The sequence below is a fragment of the Scytonema hofmannii PCC 7110 genome (assembly GCF_000346485.2).
GTDB lineage: Bacteria > Cyanobacteriota > Cyanobacteriia > Cyanobacteriales > Nostocaceae > Scytonema > Scytonema hofmannii.
In genome coordinates this window covers 7,986,884-8,004,002 of sequence record NZ_KQ976354.1, presented here as the reverse complement: position 1 = coordinate 8,004,002, position 17,119 = coordinate 7,986,884, and the positions used below count along the sequence as shown (strand labels likewise).

The window sequence follows — 17,119 nt, the reverse complement described above, 5'->3', positions numbered from 1 at the left end:
AAAAAAGTCTATAAAGCGTTGCGTACTGATGGACAAGTCTTTATCGTTGACTCTTGCTTCGAGTCTACATCAACAGCGAAAAATCATGTTTTAGAAAATGACGGAAATATTTACATTACCAGAAAATTAATTCTGTTTGATTATAAATCATGACTTTAATCTACTGATTGGGTCTGAGAAAGAACTTTGAGGTATTCCTTCACAGCATTAAATAGTCCTAAGTCTAGCGCATCTGCTATAAGTGCATGACCAATAGAAACCTCAAGGATTTCAGGAATAGAGCAAAATTTTCTTAAATTCTGTAGATTTAGATCGTGACCAGCATTGACACCTAACCCAACTTCACGAGCTTTTTGAGCAGCAATTACATATTGTTCAAAGATAGAATCTTCGCGACCTACTGAGAATGCAGCTGCATAAGGTTCTGTGTAAATCTCAACTCGATCTGCACCAATCTCTTTCGCTAGCTGAATTTGAAATGGATTTGGATCTACAAATAGGCTCACCCGGATACCCAGTTCTTTAAGCTCTTGAATTACAGTCACAAGATTTTTGTTGTCTTGAGTTAAATCCCATCCATGGTCTGATGTAAAAGCTTCGGGAGCATCAGGAACTAGAGTACACTGCGTTGGCTTGACATCCCGGACAATTTCCATAAACTTAGAATGTAAAGGGTTCCCCTCAATATTAAATTCAACCGTCAGTATTTCAGCAAGCTCATATACATCTGAAAATTTAATATGTCGTTCATCTGGACGTGGATGCACCGTAATGCCATGTGCGCCTGCTCTAATACATGTTTCTACAGCAGAAATAACACTCGGTCGTCCAATATTTCGGGCATTTCTAAGTAGAGCAACTTTATTTACATTTACACTTAGCTGAGTCATAATTTAATGAGCTATAATTCTTTCGCAAAAATCCTGATGAATGTATTTAACAACGCTATCTTCTGTGTTTGAGCCAATGACTAGTGTCGCGTAACGCTTTAGTTTAGCATCTGCGTTAGCAACAGCGATCGCACGGTCAGCAATTTTAAACATTTTGATGTCATTAATTTGATCTCCAAAGACCACAATCTCACTTTCCCTTAACCCATAATTCTCGACCAGAGTCTGAATAGCTTGGTCTTCTGCTAGTGCCTTTTGCCAATTAGCAATGAGATGGAATACATGCACCGTAATAGCAACATCAAAGGAGCGTTCGCCAAACGGTAAGTTAGCTGCATCACCAGCATACAATGTGGCTCGATGATTTATGCCTTGTAGCTTGCTACGTAACTCATCTAGCATTTTCTCGGAAATATCTATACCTGTATAAGAATAGCCTTTTTGGATAATGGGCAGAGCAATTCTGCCAGTACCAATACCCGTTTCAAAGAATTTAGTATCTGGTGTAGGTGAAACTATTTTGAGAATAGTTTCAGTGATTTGTTCGGAGACACCAGGAGGTAGTCCTCGTGTTGAGTCGTAAATATCAGAGACGCGATCAAATGAAACAGTTGCCGATTGAACAAAAGCATGAGGTGATGGTAGAGTCATGTTTTCCTTTTTATGATTGACAAGTAAAATTTTCAGACTTTCGTGGAAACCCAGTTTCTTTGCAAAGAACTCACGTTTACATATCTTCAAGACAGCAAGAGCACACATTCGTGAGTCTTATAATCTTAACTCACATCGATTTTCAGGTAAATAGACCACATTGTAAGGGCTTTCGGTGCTGTTTGCTCCTAATTTTGCTTGGGGTTCAAATGTATGAAAAATGCTGTAAAAAATATATTGAATATTGACTCTCGATTTCTTAAATTAAAAATTGTATAAAAAGACTAAATGACAAGGGAGTATCGATCGCATGAGTCAAAAAGTCAGCAAAGTGTTTCAGCAGTCCGGAGTAATTCCCTACAGAGTCCAAGATGGAAAAATCGAAGTTTTGCTAATCACAACCCGTAACTATCAACGCTGGGTGGTTCCGAAAGGGGGTATCTCTAATGGTATGAGTCCTCCCAATTCAGCTGCAAAAGAAGCGTGGGAAGAAGCTGGGATCGTTGGACAAGTAGACACTCATGAATTAGGAAGTTATAAATATCGTAAACGAGGTAAGAGTTACCAAGTCAAGATGTATTTGTTGCCAGTACAAGAGGTGAGTGAAGATTATCCAGAAGTAGGTCAAAGACAACGGCAGTGGTTAGATGTGAATAAAGCCATCAAGCGGGTTAAGTTAACTTCACTTAAACGAATTCTTAGGCAGTGTCTCAAAAATAAATCACGCTTAAGTGTATTGACATATTACTCAAATTAAGTGTTTATCTGGTTTGAGAGGAACTGAAGAGATAATTGAGGCTCTTCAGCTTTCCTAGCTATACCAAAAACGGTTTAGAATCTGACTTTTCAAAAATTGCCTAAGTCGTAGGGGCGCAATGCCTTGCGCCCCTACAAATGCTATGAAAACATTCTGCGAGGTTTTATGAAGCTTCATCTTCTGTTGTTGTCCTCTGATTATAGTTGTTAGAGCTATTAGAGCTTTTCAAGTTGGATTTTTTGAGTCGCTGCAGTCCACTCAAGACCACGAGCGTCACAAGCGTTCCAATTAAACTCATTCGCCATAAACCACAACCTGCAGCTACTCCCAATCCACCCGCCAACCAAATACTTGCAGCGCTTGTTAGTCCTTTGACTTCTTCCCTACCTAGTTCCGGTCGAGCCTGTCGCAAAATTATTCCGGCTCCCAAAAATCCAACGCCTGTCGCTACCCCCTGTGCAATCCGAGCCATAGCGTTAAGAGCAGTAGAACGGGCGATCGCATTATTAGTAAAACACCATCAGGCAATACTTGCAAGGGAACCATCACAAACAGGGCAGAACCTAAGCTCACGATTGTAAAAGTTCTGACCCCAGCAGGTCTGTCCGCTCGCGGTTAACACCGAGGTGAATTGATGGAACACTCCGATTGCAAAGACAAAAACAGTTTTCTTTATCCTCGGGTACGCTATTACGGTCCCATAAAGCCTGAAAATTTAATATTTAACGCTAATCTTCAAGAATTTGCTCAAAAAGTTAGCATTATTACTAGTTTAGAAACATCTGGGAAACTTTCAAACGTAGAAGCTTACCACCAAATTGAAGCACTATGGAAACAGTTAAAACATAGTAAAAAGGAACTGGGAATTGGCAACGAAACGCCAAGTTTAAAGGAACTTCCACCAGATGTGACCTAAAGTCTCTCTTTATCCCGATTACAACCGACTTCTTGATATCTGCAATTTTTACTTCTCAAATAGGATTGCTATACATAATCATATTAAGTGTTTGGGGAATCTGAGGCAGGCGATCGCTCTTTTTTGCTATTGATATAAAAGTTTTCAATCAATAAAGGTACACAATCACTAACATTGAAAGCTGCTGCTAATTCAACATCTAACTCAAAACCTTTGGCAATTAACTCTTTTCCCGAACTACATTTTTTTAAGTACCCTAGCAAATCTTTCTTAAAAGTATGAAATGCAGCGACAGCAGTTTCTGCTTCTGGAGAAAAACTACCATTCAAAAAACTAAGAATTGCTCCAGCACCAACTAAATCTTCAAAAGCTGGTCTTAGTGTATCATCTTCCCACTTTTCTCCTGCGGGAATAACTGCAATTCGATTTCCCTGCCTTTGGGCAAATTTTGCCACAGCTTCACAGTTTCGTAAACTCCCAGCTATAGTGGGAGTTTTACCAGTTAGTAGTGTCAAAGTTGAGCCGTTAGGTGATGGCACAACTAACTTAGTCCCTGCAGGAATTTTAGTTAACGATGCAGGGGAAAGTGAATAGCCTTCTTGAGATAAACGACCTCTTAATAATTCTGCTTGCACAGACTTTGCATACTCAACAGCAGAATCATCTCTCCATCGGTAAGGATAAATAATTGCCCCATTGTTCGTAGCAATTTCTACAGAAGTTGAGAAAGACAAAATATCGACTATGACAATGACATCACTAATGGGTGCGAGTTGAGAAACACCTTGTATACCCCACTCACAGCGGATGTCAAATTCTGCTTGATTGTAAATCATTACTTTGTAAGGTCAGTGTAGAGCGGGATTGTTAGACTGTCTGCTTCTAGTAGAGAGAGTAACTTATCTGGCTCTACACGGCGATCGGCAAAAGATCTGGGACTCCACCGAATACGGATAAGATCGTGAACTGGGTATTGTGTTTGAGCAAGTTTTTCTGTCATATTGATAAATCTCCTCGTTAATCAAATAAAAAGTACGATAAGTTTATCTATAAACTGTATTTTAATATAAAACGACGAAAATTTATGGCACAGGAACAATGGAGCGCAGTTGACCGCTATATTACCAATCTACTTGTGCCGCCCGATCCCGTGTTGGATGCAGTACTCCAAGCCTGCACAGCAGCAGGTCTAACACCTCACAACGTTTCACCAAACCAAGGTAAGTTACTACTGTTGTTGGCGCAAGTTCAGAAAGCACGCACTATCCTAGAGATTGGTACTCTAGGTGCTTACAGTACGATTTGGCTTGCACGAGCGTTACCTTCTAACGGTCTTCTGATAACATTGGAAGCTAACCCAAAGCACGCTGAAGTTGCACGCGCTAACATCGCACGCGCCAATTTGAATGACATCGTTGAGTTACGCCTCGGACGAGCGCTGGATCTTCTGCCTTCTCTCGCGACTGAAGGGCGCGATCCATTTGACCTAATCTTTATCGACGCCGATAAGCCAAGCAATCCAGATTACTTCGCATGGGCGCTTAAGCTCTCCCGTCGCGGTAGCTTGATTATCGCTGATAATGTTATCCGCAATGGAGCAGTCATTGATGCTGCTAGTGCCGATCCTAGCGTTCAGGGAATACGTCGCTTTAACGAGCTACTAGCAGAGTCACCACACGTAAGTGCTACAGCGATTCAGACTGTAGGTAGTAAAGGATATGATGGCTTTGCGATCGCGATAGTTTGTTAATTTTTTGACAGTATGATAAAAAATATTTATCTCAAAATACTACAGTAAGTTGGTCAAAATACAGTACATTATTTAAGACTTGCATAACTACTTACAGAAAGCAAGATAGATGCAACCTTAAACTACGACTAACTGATAGATTTACAGCTATTTAAGTGACATACAATATGGAAAACCTTCGTCATATCTTACAGGCATTGTTTAAGAACAAACCACTCAGTGTCTGCGTTAAAAGCCTGTTAGTAGCGCTTTTCATCTTAGCAGGTTGTAGCGATCGCAATAGCTTACAAAGCAATAGTACTAGTACAGACGCACCAACTAATAGTGCTTCATCAAAGCTGAAAGTAATTAATGTTGGTCATCAGAACGGTACACCTGGTCTCAATTTACTCAAGGCGCGGGGGTTGTTGGAGAAGCGTCTTACCCCACAAGGCATTCAAGTCAAGTGGATATCCTTCCAAGGAGGACCACCTATGATGGAGGCTATGGCAGCAGGCAGTGTTGATATTGGAAATGTAGGAAACCTACCACCTGTTTTTGCTCAAGCTGGAGGTAATCCGATTGTTTATGTTGCAGCGACTGGTTCTAACGCAGGCGCTCAGGCTATTATCGTACCTAAAAACTCTTTGATCGAGACTCTTGCCGATTTGAAGGGAAAGAAATTGGCAATTCAGAAAGGAACGGCGCTGCAATACTTTGTGCTAAGAGCCTTAGCAAGTGCAAAACTAAAGTTGAATGATATTAAACCTGTATACTTGACTATTCCCGATAGCACCACTGCTTTTGAAGGCGGTAACGTCGATGCCTTGCCTATTGGCGATCCTTATCTTGCCTCAAGAGAGTTAGATGGTACTGCACGTGTGTTGGTGAGAGGTTCAGATGTGGCACCGCAACGTGCTTTTTACATCGCTACGGAAAATTTTACCAAAAATCACCCCGATCTATTAAAGATTATTTTGGAAGAGCAACGAAATGCAGAAGAATGGGCAAAAGCAAATTCCGAGCGAGTTGCCAAACTGCTAACAGAGCAAACTAAATATAAGCCAGAGGCTTGGGAATTTGCTTTAAAGCAGCGTCCTTATTTTGGCGTGTTCGAGATGAAAGATGAATTTGTTGCCGAACAACAGCAAGTCGTTGATTTGTTCTATAGCCAAAAGCTGATTCCAAAAACTTTTCAGGTCAAAGATGCAGTCTGGAAACCTTAAGCTTACCTCAGCCACTACTTAGGATACTCTGTGAAAATTGATGTTTCAGGATAACTTGACAAACCATCTGTAAAATTTCTGACAATTTTATCCTTCTAAAACTTGATTCTTTAACCGTATTTATAGTAAAGTTTTATGGTGTGTCGTAGATACATCTTTTGTAGCTAAATAAAAGCTTTTATCTAGAATACTAGTCTTAGTCTTCAGTTTGAAAAAGTGCTGACGAATTCCTTGCGAGCGCTTCATTTTGCGCTTTGAATTTGGAACTTATAGTCTTATTCAAGTCTTACTTATCACTATTCAAACCAGAGGATTTCTAACTTACACAAACTTGCAATGCTTTTACCAACTCAATTGAGTTGATCGCAAAGTTTTGTATAGATAGTTTCATGCACTTGAACGAGGATAGTTAAAGATGAAGAAATTTTTACTTCCGTTCCTATTTTTCGTTGCGATTGTTTGGGTTGTATTTACTCAAGTCCCTCTCTCAGTCTATAACAATTTTTCTCTATCAGCCTCAGCCAAACAACCAAGCAATTCATCAGTTTATGAGGTATGGTCTATTGACCAAGCAGATTCCTTGGATGGTACTCCTTTAGGAGGTAATCTCTATGTTCTGTCAGGTGATGACCAAGACTTTTTAACAGGTCATGCAAAAGTTGAACAAGTTAACTTGGCTGCTAGCGCTAAGAGTAAGGGTCTTGCAGCAGGTCAAAAACCCCACTGGATTACTTTCAACACAGGAGCCAAATATGCAATTGTAGGACATGCAACAACGGCTCAAGTGTATGCAATTGACGCTGACCGACGAGAAGTTGTGGATTCTATTCTTCCACCAGGATTACCAAACTCGAACTCCCACGCTGTTTACATCTCTAAGGATAACAAGTTTGTCTTTGTTGCCGATACTCCCGGTCAACGAATTCATAAAATTGCCACCAATTATGAAGCACCTGGAGGGAAAATTTTTGGTGAAGTGAATACGTTAGACTTCAATATTCCAGAAACAAAGACAGCCTTGGGAACTCCGACTGCTCGCCCAGTTGTAGCTATAGTCGATGATTCAGGTCAGTTTGTTTATGTTACTTTTGCAGATGGTGGTGTGGCGATCGCAAATGCAGAAACGCTAACCCTAGCACATATATACAGTAAAGAAGAAGTTACTTTCAATGGATTAATTGCCTCTCAGGTTGGTGACAGCTTTATTACTAACGCAGGCAATGCCGATCCCCAAATAGCTGACTTTGTTTATGTTTACAATAACAAGTCCTTGCTCGAAAATCCTTCTAAACGTCCAGATTTTATTAAAGTTCCTCAATCCGGTAATGATGTTCATGGTGTGGTAGTCGTTCGCGATAAATACTTATGGCAACTCAATCGTGCCTCAAACACCATCACAATACACGACCTCCAGCCGAATCTCTTTGCTCCAGACATTGATGGTTCAAACAAAGTTCGTGCAGTTAATCTTGTAGAACTAACAGATACAGCTTTAGGTCCCGATCCCGCACCAGACTTAATAGAAACATCGCCCTCCCAAGAAGTTGCTTTTATTTCACAGCGTGGACCGAATCCCATCTCAGGAAACGATCCAGCATTTTTCAATAGCGTGGGTGCTACTCCAGGAATAGGGGTCGTGCAAATTACAAAAGACGGTAAGGATGCTAAACCTACCTATCTTTACAGATTCGATAACGTTGTGAATGGACTTAACATTGGTGACTTCCACGCCCTTACTGTTCGTAAATAGAACTTGTATCAATTACTCCCTTTCCGCGCTAAAATTACCGAACTTTGTAGGGTGGGCACTGCCCACCATTCGTTGTTGTGCGGCATAGCCCTACCTACCTGTTTAGGTAGTCTTCTGGCGGTTCGGGAGTAGTTCTGAGAAGGTTCTATGTCCAAAAGTACAGTAAATCTATAAAATTACTGTAGATTTTTTGATTCTCATAATGTACACTACTCACAGATTCCAAAAAACTAGGTGAAACACATGGCTGACATTGTTGATACTGCTGTTAATGCCGGTTCTTTTAACACTCTAGTTGCCGCAGTTAAGGCTGCCAATTTAGTAGATACATTAAAAGGCGCTGGTCCATTCACTGTTTTTGCGCCTACAGATGAAGCTTTTGCTAAGCTTCCAGAAGGTACCGTAGACGGATTACTTCAAGACATTCCAAAACTCAAAAAAATCCTCACATATCACGTTGTTTCAGGCAAAGTGACGTCATCTGAGGTAGTTAAGTTAAACTCAGCTACTACTGTTGAAGGAACAGAAGTGAAAATTGATGCTTCCAATGGCGTCAAGGTGAATGATGCAACAGTTACAACACCTGATGTTGCTGCTGATAACGGTGTTATCCATGTCATTGACACAGTGTTGATTCCTGCATAAGCATTCACTCAGATCCTCACTCATGAGCTACAAGATCCCCGATTTCGCAAGAATTATCGGGGATTTTGAGTAGTAAAAAGGAGTTACTGTGATACCATCTGAATTCTCACGTCCTTTTTCATTTATCATTAACTATTAATCATCAACAAAAAAATTAGTAGAATGCTTCATGCGGCGAGACTCGATATTTTATAAACTGTTTCAACAATCACCCACACTGGTATTTGAACTATTGACAAATCCCCCAAGAAATGCAGGTGAATACAAATTTGACTCGGTAGCCGTCAAAGAACCCAAATTTGAAATTGACGGGGTATTTTTACCACCCGAAAATGAAAGTCCGGGTGTTGTGTATTTTTGTGAGGTGCAGTTCCAGAAGGATGAAAGGCTATATGAACGGGTATTTGCAGAATCTTCACTGTATTTTTATCGTAACCGTGACAGATTCAGTGATTGGCAAGCAGTCATCATTTATCCATCACGCAGTATCGAACAAAGTGATATTTATCCCCATCGAACCCAGCTCAATGGCAACCAAGTACATCGGATCTATTTAGATGAGTTGGGAGATATTCGTCAACTACCTTTATGGGTTGCGTTGATGGTATTAACTACGGTAGAAGAAGAAAAAGCACCCTCTGAAGCCAGATATTTGCTTGAGCGTTCTTCTGTTGAGCAGCCCGAAACCACAAGTCGCGCCATAATAGAACTAGTGACGACAATCATGGTATACAAGTTTGAAAAATTAAGCCGAAAGGAGGTTGAATCGATGTTAGGAATTACAATCAAGGAAACGCGAGTTTACCGGGAAATTAAGCAAGAAGAAGCGCTATCCCTCATTTTCCGTCTCTTAACTCGACGGGTAGGAGAATTACCGCAACAAGTGCGTGAACGTGTTGAAACTCTCTCCCTAGAACAATTAGAAAATCTTGGCGAGGCACTGTTAGATTTTACCAGTGTGGCAGATTTACAGGCGACTTTAGAAGCGCTTGGGAATTAAATGACTGGCACTTATTGAGAAGTATTGGTTGAAGTGCTAGTGAAAAATATCTTTGGCTTTTGGCGATCGCTCTACTTAAAGTATGAGAATTAGATCTGTTGTTAAATGAGAATAGATCCCCCAACCCCCTTTACCAGGGGCAAATAGTTTTTGAATTTGTAACGATGTCGAGGTAAAAAGGAATACTAAATCTTAAACCCGGATTTCTTACAAACATTTAGACGACTTGCCCAAAATACTTATGCCATTTAGACTTGAGATAAAATACCCCGTCAACGTACTGTCGTGATTTGCACTTGCTATAAAACGCTCAACCTTTAAGCTGGATAGAGGTTTTGATAATAGAGTTCACGCAGTAACTCCGTAGAAGTATCGCAACGAAGCGTGAGAAATATGGGTAAGGGGAGGGTTAGGGAGGGGTCAAAACTGGCACGAAATCGTACCTTGCACTGTGAATGCATCTGTACAATATCTTCAGAACGGCTGCCACTTTGCAGCAACGACAAGCGTTTCTGTACTTCACGTAAATTAGCTTTTGCCGCATTATCTTCACTATACCTATAGATATAGGGGAAACATTTTCGTTAGTAGTCACTATTTCATTGACTCCTTGAAAAGACTTAACTTGTCAAACATTCTAACCAAAAATTGTGTTGGTTAATACTACCTTTTTTCTGTCTCTGTTGGTAAGCTTCTACCGATAAACAACTCTATCTCTATCAACTTTTTTAATAAAAGAATGAAAAGACCAATTCTTGTTTTAAGTACTGCAGCTATTACTAGCGGGCTTTTTGCAGTTGGCTTTCGGTTGGTTACCCCCACTGTTGTAGTCGCACAGTCAAACACTAACTTAGTCGTATCTGCAGCAGCTTCTTTAAAAGAACCCTTGGATGAAATCAAGCCTCTGTATCAACAAACTCAACCAAATATTAACATTAGTTATAACTTCGGAGCGTCTGGTGCATTGCAACAACAGATAGAGAAGGGTGCGCCATCTGATATCTATATTTCTACTGCCAAAAACCAAGTAGATGCTTTGGAAGAAAAAGGGATGCTGGTTCCAAAAACACGTGGCATCATGGCAAATAACCGTCTAGTTTTGATAGTGCCTAAGAGTCATTCTGTTGGCATTACCAGCTTCTATACCTTGGCAGACCCTAAAGTCAAGAAAATCGCGATCGGAGAGCCGAAAAATGTCCCCTCTGGACGATATGCAAAGCAAGTTTTTAAGAAGTTGGGTATTTTTGAGAAGGTTAAGCCCAAACTCGTCTATGTGGATAAAGTTAGTCAAGTTTTGGCGTCAGTAGAAAGTGGTAATGCTGATGCAGGTCTAGGTTACGCTACCGATGCTAAAGTCTCTAATAAGGTAAAAGTCGCTGTTGCTGCTGATGGAAAATTTTATTCCCCCATTATTTATCCTGTAGCAGTGCTCAAAAACAGTTCAAATGTCGAAGCTGCTAAGGAGTTTATCAAGTTTTTGTCTAGCGAGCAAGCTAAGGTTGTACTCAAAAAATATGGATTTATTGTGAATGTCAAATAATTGTTCATCAACAAAAAACTTATGGTCGCTACAGTCAAACCTCAATATTTCAAAATATTCCATCGCTTTACACTGCTCTTGGTGCCAGGATTGTTAACTTTTGCAACTTCATTAACATTAATCAGTTGTACGCAAGAAAGCCAAAAAGCACTAAACCAATCTTCTGCTAATCAAGTAGCAGACAATCAGAAATCTGAAATTAAGACCAAAGTTCTTCGCATGGGGTATCAACAAGCGGGCGATTTAGTCAGGGTAACGAAAGTCTTGGAAAAGCGTCTGGAACCCTTGGGTATTAAGGTGGAGTGGGCACAATTTGCCCAAGGTCCGCAGTTGATGGAAGCTATGAATGTTGGCAAAATAGACTTGGGGAATGTTGGCGAAACTCCTCCCATCTTCGCCCAAGCGGCTGGTGCTCAGATCGCTTATGTTGTTGGTCGGCGAAGTGATGGTAGAAGGAGTGCGATCGCCGTCCCTCCAGATTCCCCTATCAAGAGTGTCAAGGATATCAAAGGGCAAAAAGTCGTTTTCCAAAAAGCCTCTGCGTCTCACTACTTCATCATTAGAGCTTTGGAAGATGTAGGCTTGAAATATAGTGATATTCAAGTTCTGAGTATACCTAACGTAGAAGCTAGTAGTGCATTTCTAGAAGGGAAAATTGGCGTTTGGGTAACTAGCGATCCCCATCTAGCTCGGGCTGAAAAATTGGGTAAGGCACGAATTCTTAGGAATGCCCAAGGGCTTGATTCACCTGGTGGATATTATATCGGGGCAAAGCGGTTTGCAATTGACAATCCTGAACTGCTGCGAATAGTCATTGAGGAGATTGATAAAATTGAGCGTTGGGCTGAGGCGCATCCCAAAGAAACTGCAAAGCTCATTATGCCGTATCAGAAACTACCGCCGGACGTGATGGACTCGTTTATCAGCCGTCGCGGCTACGGATTAAGAGCTATTTCCCCAAATTTAATCAAGGAACAACAGAGGATCGCAGATTATTTCTATAAAAATGGTTTGTTGCCTAAACCTTTGAATGTTCAGGAAGCTATGCTGACACCTGAACAGTATGCAGCACTTACTCCGTCAACAATCAGTCAAAAATAGCATTCTTTAGCGCTATTCAAATTTAAGGCGTTGCTGATTAACAGTATGAAAATCTCAAGCAATGCTACACCCAATTGCACTTCTAGGTTTAATAGTGGTAAGCATTTTGGGGTTCGTTTTAAGCGGAAGAGAAATGAAGCCCAGAAACGGGAGTAATGGTATTGTTACCACAGTCCCCAACCTTCAATCGAGTAAAAACAGTTAGATGAGCTAAACTTTAGACAAATGTAAATTAAGAATAACGTATATTTTGTTTGCTAAAGACTTGTCTTGCAACTGAGGTAATGCAATTATGATATACATACATCTGTTAATCAATAAATAAACCGTAGTTAAAGCACAAATGGTGTTCTAGAACAGGACAAGTACGAACTACCTTGGAGACACAAACACATGAGTTCTAACTACTTTGACATTCAACCAGTCGCAGGACGCATCGGTTATGTAGCAATCCTATTTGAATTGTAAAAATTACTTTTTTTGAATAAACCGCAGAGGCGCAGAGAACGCAGAGGGAAGAAAGAGGAGATTTTACAAATGATTTAGGATTGTTATAATGTGGTGTGTTGTTAAAGATAGCCTACTCTATACCAGTACTCATACATTGGTTTATAACCGAGTTTTTCATACAAGTTGCACGCTGGAATATTCGCCTTCACGACCTGGATGTAAGAAAAACAAGCTCCTTTATTGATACCCCACTGGAGCAATCCCTGAATAATCGCCTTTGCATAGCCGCGCCTCCGTTGCATTGGACTTGTAATCAGGTCAAAAATGCCTAAATAATTACTTTCTAAAACACCTAACCCGCAGGCAACGATTTTTCCATCTTGTCTGGATGATGCCAACAGGGTTTCTGCTTGGATTGCTGTCAATATCATGTGATGGATAGTCGATAGCTGCTCTCCTGAAGCTTGTAAGTCATCATAGGCAACTAACCAATCGCTAAGACTTTCCTGGCTGGGAACGGATACATCATCAAATAATTGATCTGATAATGCAAGACCCATGACTAAAGTTGGGTCAACGAGTTGATAACCTCTAGCAGCTAGCTTGTTATCCAACATCAATGGGTTAGTAAATGAAAGCAAACGAAAAATGGGCTTTTGTCTGCGTTCGCGATACTGAGACTCACAGTAGTTTATCTTCTCTTCAATGTTCGAGCCGACTCGATCTAGAACTGTCACTGAATTGGCTCGCTTGGTGTAACCATCTGCAAAACGTATCAGCCAATCGTGATGGTCAATCGTTTCAAAAGCAGGCCATGCTTTCAGCGATATTTCTTCAACTAGTCTATACATTGAAATACCCAAACCCAGCTTTCTTTTTACTCAGTTTACAGCTTGTAGAATTGATTGTAATTTCAATAAACGCTCTCCTGCCTTTGCTAAAGTTTCGGGTTTCTTACTAAAACAAAATCTAATGAATTTCTTGCCCTTCTCTGATTGTGCGAAAAAGCTAGAACCGGGAACCACCGCCACACCAATTTCTTTAATTAAAGATTCAGTGAATTCCACATCGTTTTTGTAACCAAAGTCCGAAATGTCAGCAAACACGTAGTAGGCTCCTTGAGGAACAAAATAGGGAATTCCCACCGCATCCAGTATTTGCAGAATATTATCTCGTTTTTGGTGATAAAGCTTTGCCAGTTCTTCGTAGTAGCTAACAGGAAGCTGCATCGCCGCTACTCCAGCCCTTTGCAAGGGTGCGGGTGCGCCAACAGTAAGAAAATCATGAACTTTGCGAATTGCTCCTGTTAATTCTGAATTGGCTAAAATGTAGCCGACTCGCCAACCAGTTACACTGTAGGTTTTGGAAAGACCATTGATAGTGACAGTTCGCTCAAACATTCCAGGCAGAGTTGCCATTGCAATGTGCTGTGTTCCATCATAGAGAATGTGTTCGTATATTTCATCTGTAAAGACTAGCACATCCCACTTTTGAGAAAGTTCAGCAATTAGGGTTAGTTCTTCACGAGTAAAGACTTTGCCAGTTGGGTTATGGGGCGTATTAATAATAATGGCTTTCGTATGTTCATTGAAGCTGTTGCGTAATTCTGCTTCATCAAATGTCCACTCAGGTGGATGCAGTGACACATAACGAGGCGTTGCACTAGCCAAAACTGCATCGGGACCGTAGTTTTCGTAATATGGCTCAAACACTATCACTTCATCACCAGGATTCAAAGTAGCCAGCATTACCGCAGCCATTGCTTCTGTTGAACCACAAGTCACAGTCATTTGTCGTTCAGGATCGACATTCAATCCCAAATACCAATGGACTTTTTCCGCGATCGCGTGGCGGAAAGCTTTATCCCCCCAAGTAATAGCGTACTGATTAACGTCTTCCTCAATTGCTGCACAGGCTGCTCGTTTTAACTCAGGTGGACATGGAAAATCAGGAAATCCTTGCGCTAAATTCACAGCATTGTATTGTAATGCAACTCTGGTCATTTCGCGAATGACTGACTCTGTAAACTGGTTTGCCTTCTGGGAAATTTTCTGCTTTCCTGTCTGAGTCACGCTGATTCCTCCATTCATAAAAATTTACGTTAAATTGGTCGATTTACAGTATATAGTAGTATTGACACTTAACATAAGAAAACACTCGCTTCAACTGGAGAGAAATCCTAGCTCTGTTTTCCTTCAGTACGGACTTCACGAGGGACGCTAATGGGAGCGTTTTTAACTTCTGTTTGGTCAAAGACATTTTTAAGTAAAGTTAAACTTTCTTCAATTTGTGATATTCGTTCTGGTGTTAAACTTTCTAGAATGTCAGCAATATGAACGCGAGTTTTGTCCGTTGATTGCTCGAAAAGCTGCTTTCCTTCCTTAGTTAAATTAAGAACGACTCGTCGTCGCTCCTCAGGATGATCGCTACGTTGTACCAAAGTGCGTTGTACTAGTCGTTCTGTTGTTGTTGATGCTGTAGCACAGGTGACACCTAGATGCTCTGCTAACTCCGATAATGACGCTCCCGGATTGCGATTGAGAAATGCGAGCGATAAGCCGGGTACGGCTTGTGCTTCGCGATCGCAGCTGAGGTATGGACAGAGAGTCCCCACTATGAGTACGCATATCCGCTCGAATAAACCGCATCAATAGTGGGATTGTCTCCATCACTCTGGCTGCACATTCAAAGGAAGTTGCGCCTTGAAAAGGTTTATCGAGCTTCATAGGACTATTGTTCTCCCAATTACATCGCCACCCGTGGATAAAGTCTTCCACAAATGATTGTTAAGCCTACTAATGTTAGCAAGAGAATCGTACAGTCCAAACCAAATCCGTATAAGCTAGAGCCATTTGTCAGCATTATACCTCGCAAAGCATCAACCTGATATGTTAAGGGATTGACTAGGGCTAGGAATTGTAACCAACTTGGCATCAGTGACAGGGGATAGATGGCATTACTGGCAAAGAACAAAGGCATTGTAATCAATTGTCCAATTCCCGTAAACCGTTCTCGGTTTTTTACAAGACAACCAATAATGAGTGAAAACACACAAAAACAACCCGCTCCCAATAGCACAATTACCACGACTTGGAGTAAAGCTAATCCATTCAGGTTAACTTTAACACCTAACAGCAGTCCTAATCCATAAATAATCACTATCTGTGATAAACTCCTTACTCCACAAGCAACGGCTTTACCCAACACCAACGCCGCACGGGGTATGGGGCTAGCGAGTAATTTATGCACAATTCCTAAATCTCGCTCCCAAATTAGTGTCATACCACCAGTTAAAATTGCCACAAATAGCACGCTCTGAGCAAGAATACCAGGAGTCATGAAATCTAAATAGGATAAGTTTCCTGTAGGAATAGCACGAATGCGGGTGAAGACTTGTCCAAAGATAAGAAGCCATAACGCAGGCTGTACACCTCGTATGATTAGATCGCTGGGATCGTGGCGAAGTTTACGCACTTCTAGTTCAGCGACAACAAGGGTTTTGCTGGCTAGTTCAGCGATCGCAAAAATAAAATTGCCTCGACGAGTCGGACGTGGTTTATCCCAATCGTTGAGCATTACGTCTGGTTGTTGCTGTGTCATGATAACTAACTCCCGATACTAATTCATGCCCTGTATAGTGAATAAAAACATCATCCAAACTTGCGTTTGGTTTACCCAGAGCAGCTTTTAACTCTGTAGGTGAACCAGTCACAATCTCTTTTCCCCGATTCATAATTACCACTCGGTTGCACAGACTATCAGCTTCTTCTAAAAAGTGGGTTGTTAAAAATATGGTTGTGCCATAGTCAGCACAGAGTTGTTGCACAAGATTCCATACCTGGCTGCGGGCAATTGGATCGAGTCCTACTGTTGGTTCATCAAGAAACAAAACCAAAGGTCGATGCAAGATTGATTGGGCAATTTCCAACTTGCGAATCATCCCACCAGAATAATTTCTGACCAGACGATGGGCAGCTTCTTGCAAACCCATAAAAGCCAACATATCACGGATGCGTTGTTCTCGTCGCCCAGATGGGATGTCATATAGCTTGGCAAAGATTAAGAGATTTTCATAGCCTGTGAGACTGCCATCAGCAGAAAGAGCTTGAGGTACATAACCAATAACCCTTCTGACTGCATCGGGTTGATGAGTCACATCATAGCCAGCTAACGTTGCTCGCCCAAAGCTGGGTGGTAACAGTGTCGTCAACATCTTAATCACTGTACTTTTGCCCGCCCCATTAGGACCAAGCAAGCCAAAAACTTCACCAGGTGCTACGGATATACTCACGGCATCAACCGCTGTGAACTTGTCAAAGCGGCGCGTGAGCCCTTGGGTTTCTAAAATGCTCTGTCTAGAAGCGCTTGCAGGCTTTTCTGAGCGCTCAGTTTTTCCCGTCAATCTCATCACAAGGTTAAATATATTTAGTTGTTCTAAATATTAGCATCTCAATATATGTCCGG

At 41.2% G+C, this 17,119-nt stretch carries 18 protein-coding genes and 1 pseudogene; 9 read left to right on the top strand and 10 right to left on the bottom strand.

The features are described 5' to 3' along the window. Positions 1–155: 155 nt before the first annotated feature. Both WA1_RS33690 and WA1_RS33685 read right to left on the bottom strand, forming a co-directional pair. Positions 156–890, bottom strand: coding sequence for a pyridoxine 5'-phosphate synthase (locus WA1_RS33690; protein WP_017743644.1), 735 nt, complete (start codon positions 888–890; stop codon positions 156–158). Between the two features lie 3 nt (positions 891–893). Next, a complete protein-coding gene (locus WA1_RS33685) occupies positions 894–1,541 on the bottom strand; it encodes an HAD hydrolase family protein (protein WP_081403159.1) in 648 nt (215 codons plus the stop codon). A gap of 310 nt (positions 1,542–1,851) precedes the next feature. Between WA1_RS33685 and WA1_RS33680 the strand changes: the two genes are divergently transcribed. Further along, positions 1,852–2,298 (top strand): NUDIX hydrolase, encoded by a 447-nt coding sequence (locus tag WA1_RS33680; RefSeq protein ID WP_017743646.1) that lies wholly within the window; start codon positions 1,852–1,854, stop codon positions 2,296–2,298. 163 nt (positions 2,299–2,461) lie between these two features. On the opposite strand, the gene WA1_RS33675 is transcribed toward WA1_RS33680, so the two are convergent. Further along, on the bottom strand, positions 2,462–2,770 hold the full coding sequence (locus tag WA1_RS33675; RefSeq protein WP_017743647.1) for an MgtC/SapB family protein: 309 nt from the start codon (positions 2,768–2,770) through the stop codon (positions 2,462–2,464). Between the two features lie 162 nt (positions 2,771–2,932). Here WA1_RS33675 and WA1_RS33670 point away from each other — a divergent pair, with 162 nt between their 5' ends. Then, a complete protein-coding gene (locus tag WA1_RS33670; protein ID WP_017743648.1) occupies positions 2,933–3,214 on the top strand; it encodes a DUF7219 family protein in 282 nt (93 codons plus the stop codon). Between the two features lie 83 nt (positions 3,215–3,297). Here the strand turns inward: WA1_RS33670 and WA1_RS33665 are convergent, their stop codons facing one another. Both WA1_RS33665 and WA1_RS58875 read right to left on the bottom strand, forming a co-directional pair. Continuing rightward, the gene (locus WA1_RS33665; RefSeq protein WP_017743649.1) at positions 3,298–4,050 is read right to left on the bottom strand and encodes a 2-phosphosulfolactate phosphatase; all 753 of its coding nucleotides are present in this window, start codon (positions 4,048–4,050) and stop codon (positions 3,298–3,300) included. Next, positions 4,050–4,214 (bottom strand): hypothetical protein, encoded by a 165-nt coding sequence (locus WA1_RS58875; RefSeq protein WP_017743650.1) that lies wholly within the window; start codon positions 4,212–4,214, stop codon positions 4,050–4,052. The genes WA1_RS33665 and WA1_RS58875 overlap by 1 nt, the downstream gene beginning before the upstream one ends. A gap of 84 nt (positions 4,215–4,298) precedes the next feature. On the opposite strand from WA1_RS58875, the gene WA1_RS33660 reads away from it, so the two are divergent. The 7 genes from WA1_RS33660 (at position 4,299) to WA1_RS33630 (ending at position 12,205) form a co-directional block, all read left to right on the top strand. Continuing rightward, entirely contained in the window at positions 4,299–4,964 is a 666-nt protein-coding gene (locus tag WA1_RS33660; protein WP_017743651.1) for an O-methyltransferase, read from the top strand. Between the two features lie 167 nt (positions 4,965–5,131). Further along, a complete protein-coding gene (locus WA1_RS33655; protein ID WP_017743652.1) occupies positions 5,132–6,169 on the top strand; it encodes an aliphatic sulfonate ABC transporter substrate-binding protein in 1,038 nt (345 codons plus the stop codon). A gap of 415 nt (positions 6,170–6,584) precedes the next feature. After that, the gene (locus WA1_RS33650; RefSeq protein ID WP_017743653.1) at positions 6,585–7,919 is read left to right on the top strand and encodes a YncE family protein; all 1,335 of its coding nucleotides are present in this window, start codon (positions 6,585–6,587) and stop codon (positions 7,917–7,919) included. Between the two features lie 243 nt (positions 7,920–8,162). Then, the gene (locus WA1_RS33645) at positions 8,163–8,564 is read left to right on the top strand and encodes a fasciclin domain-containing protein (protein ID WP_017743654.1); all 402 of its coding nucleotides are present in this window, start codon (positions 8,163–8,165) and stop codon (positions 8,562–8,564) included. A gap of 169 nt (positions 8,565–8,733) precedes the next feature. Further along, positions 8,734–9,564: an Rpn family recombination-promoting nuclease/putative transposase gene (locus tag WA1_RS33640; RefSeq protein WP_017743655.1), complete on the top strand. Its 831-nt coding sequence runs from the start codon at positions 8,734–8,736 to the stop codon at positions 9,562–9,564. A gap of 739 nt (positions 9,565–10,303) precedes the next feature. Further along, complete coding sequence (gene modA, locus WA1_RS33635) at positions 10,304–11,104, top strand: molybdate ABC transporter substrate-binding protein (RefSeq protein ID WP_017743656.1); 801 nt, start codon at positions 10,304–10,306, stop codon at positions 11,102–11,104. A gap of 21 nt (positions 11,105–11,125) precedes the next feature. Beyond that, a complete protein-coding gene (locus tag WA1_RS33630) occupies positions 11,126–12,205 on the top strand; it encodes an aliphatic sulfonate ABC transporter substrate-binding protein (RefSeq protein WP_017743657.1) in 1,080 nt (359 codons plus the stop codon). Between the two features lie 569 nt (positions 12,206–12,774). On the opposite strand, the gene WA1_RS33625 is transcribed toward WA1_RS33630, so the two are convergent. From WA1_RS33625 to WA1_RS33605, 5 genes and pseudogenes are all read right to left on the bottom strand, one after another. After that, positions 12,775–13,506: a GNAT family N-acetyltransferase gene (locus WA1_RS33625; protein WP_017743658.1), complete on the bottom strand. Its 732-nt coding sequence runs from the start codon at positions 13,504–13,506 to the stop codon at positions 12,775–12,777. A 30-nt stretch (positions 13,507–13,536) separates the two neighbouring features. Continuing rightward, the gene (locus WA1_RS33620; RefSeq protein WP_017743659.1) at positions 13,537–14,745 is read right to left on the bottom strand and encodes a pyridoxal phosphate-dependent aminotransferase; all 1,209 of its coding nucleotides are present in this window, start codon (positions 14,743–14,745) and stop codon (positions 13,537–13,539) included. Between the two features lie 89 nt (positions 14,746–14,834). Then, positions 14,835–15,381: pseudogene (locus WA1_RS33615) on the bottom strand (MarR family winged helix-turn-helix transcriptional regulator). A gap of 19 nt (positions 15,382–15,400) precedes the next feature. Next, the gene (locus WA1_RS33610; RefSeq protein ID WP_026134675.1) at positions 15,401–16,255 is read right to left on the bottom strand and encodes an ABC transporter permease; all 855 of its coding nucleotides are present in this window, start codon (positions 16,253–16,255) and stop codon (positions 15,401–15,403) included. Continuing rightward, positions 16,212–17,066 (bottom strand): ATP-binding cassette domain-containing protein, encoded by an 855-nt coding sequence (locus WA1_RS33605; protein WP_026134676.1) that lies wholly within the window; start codon positions 17,064–17,066, stop codon positions 16,212–16,214. Before WA1_RS33605 ends, WA1_RS33610 begins: the two co-directional genes overlap by 44 nt. Positions 17,067–17,119 lie beyond the last annotated feature (53 nt).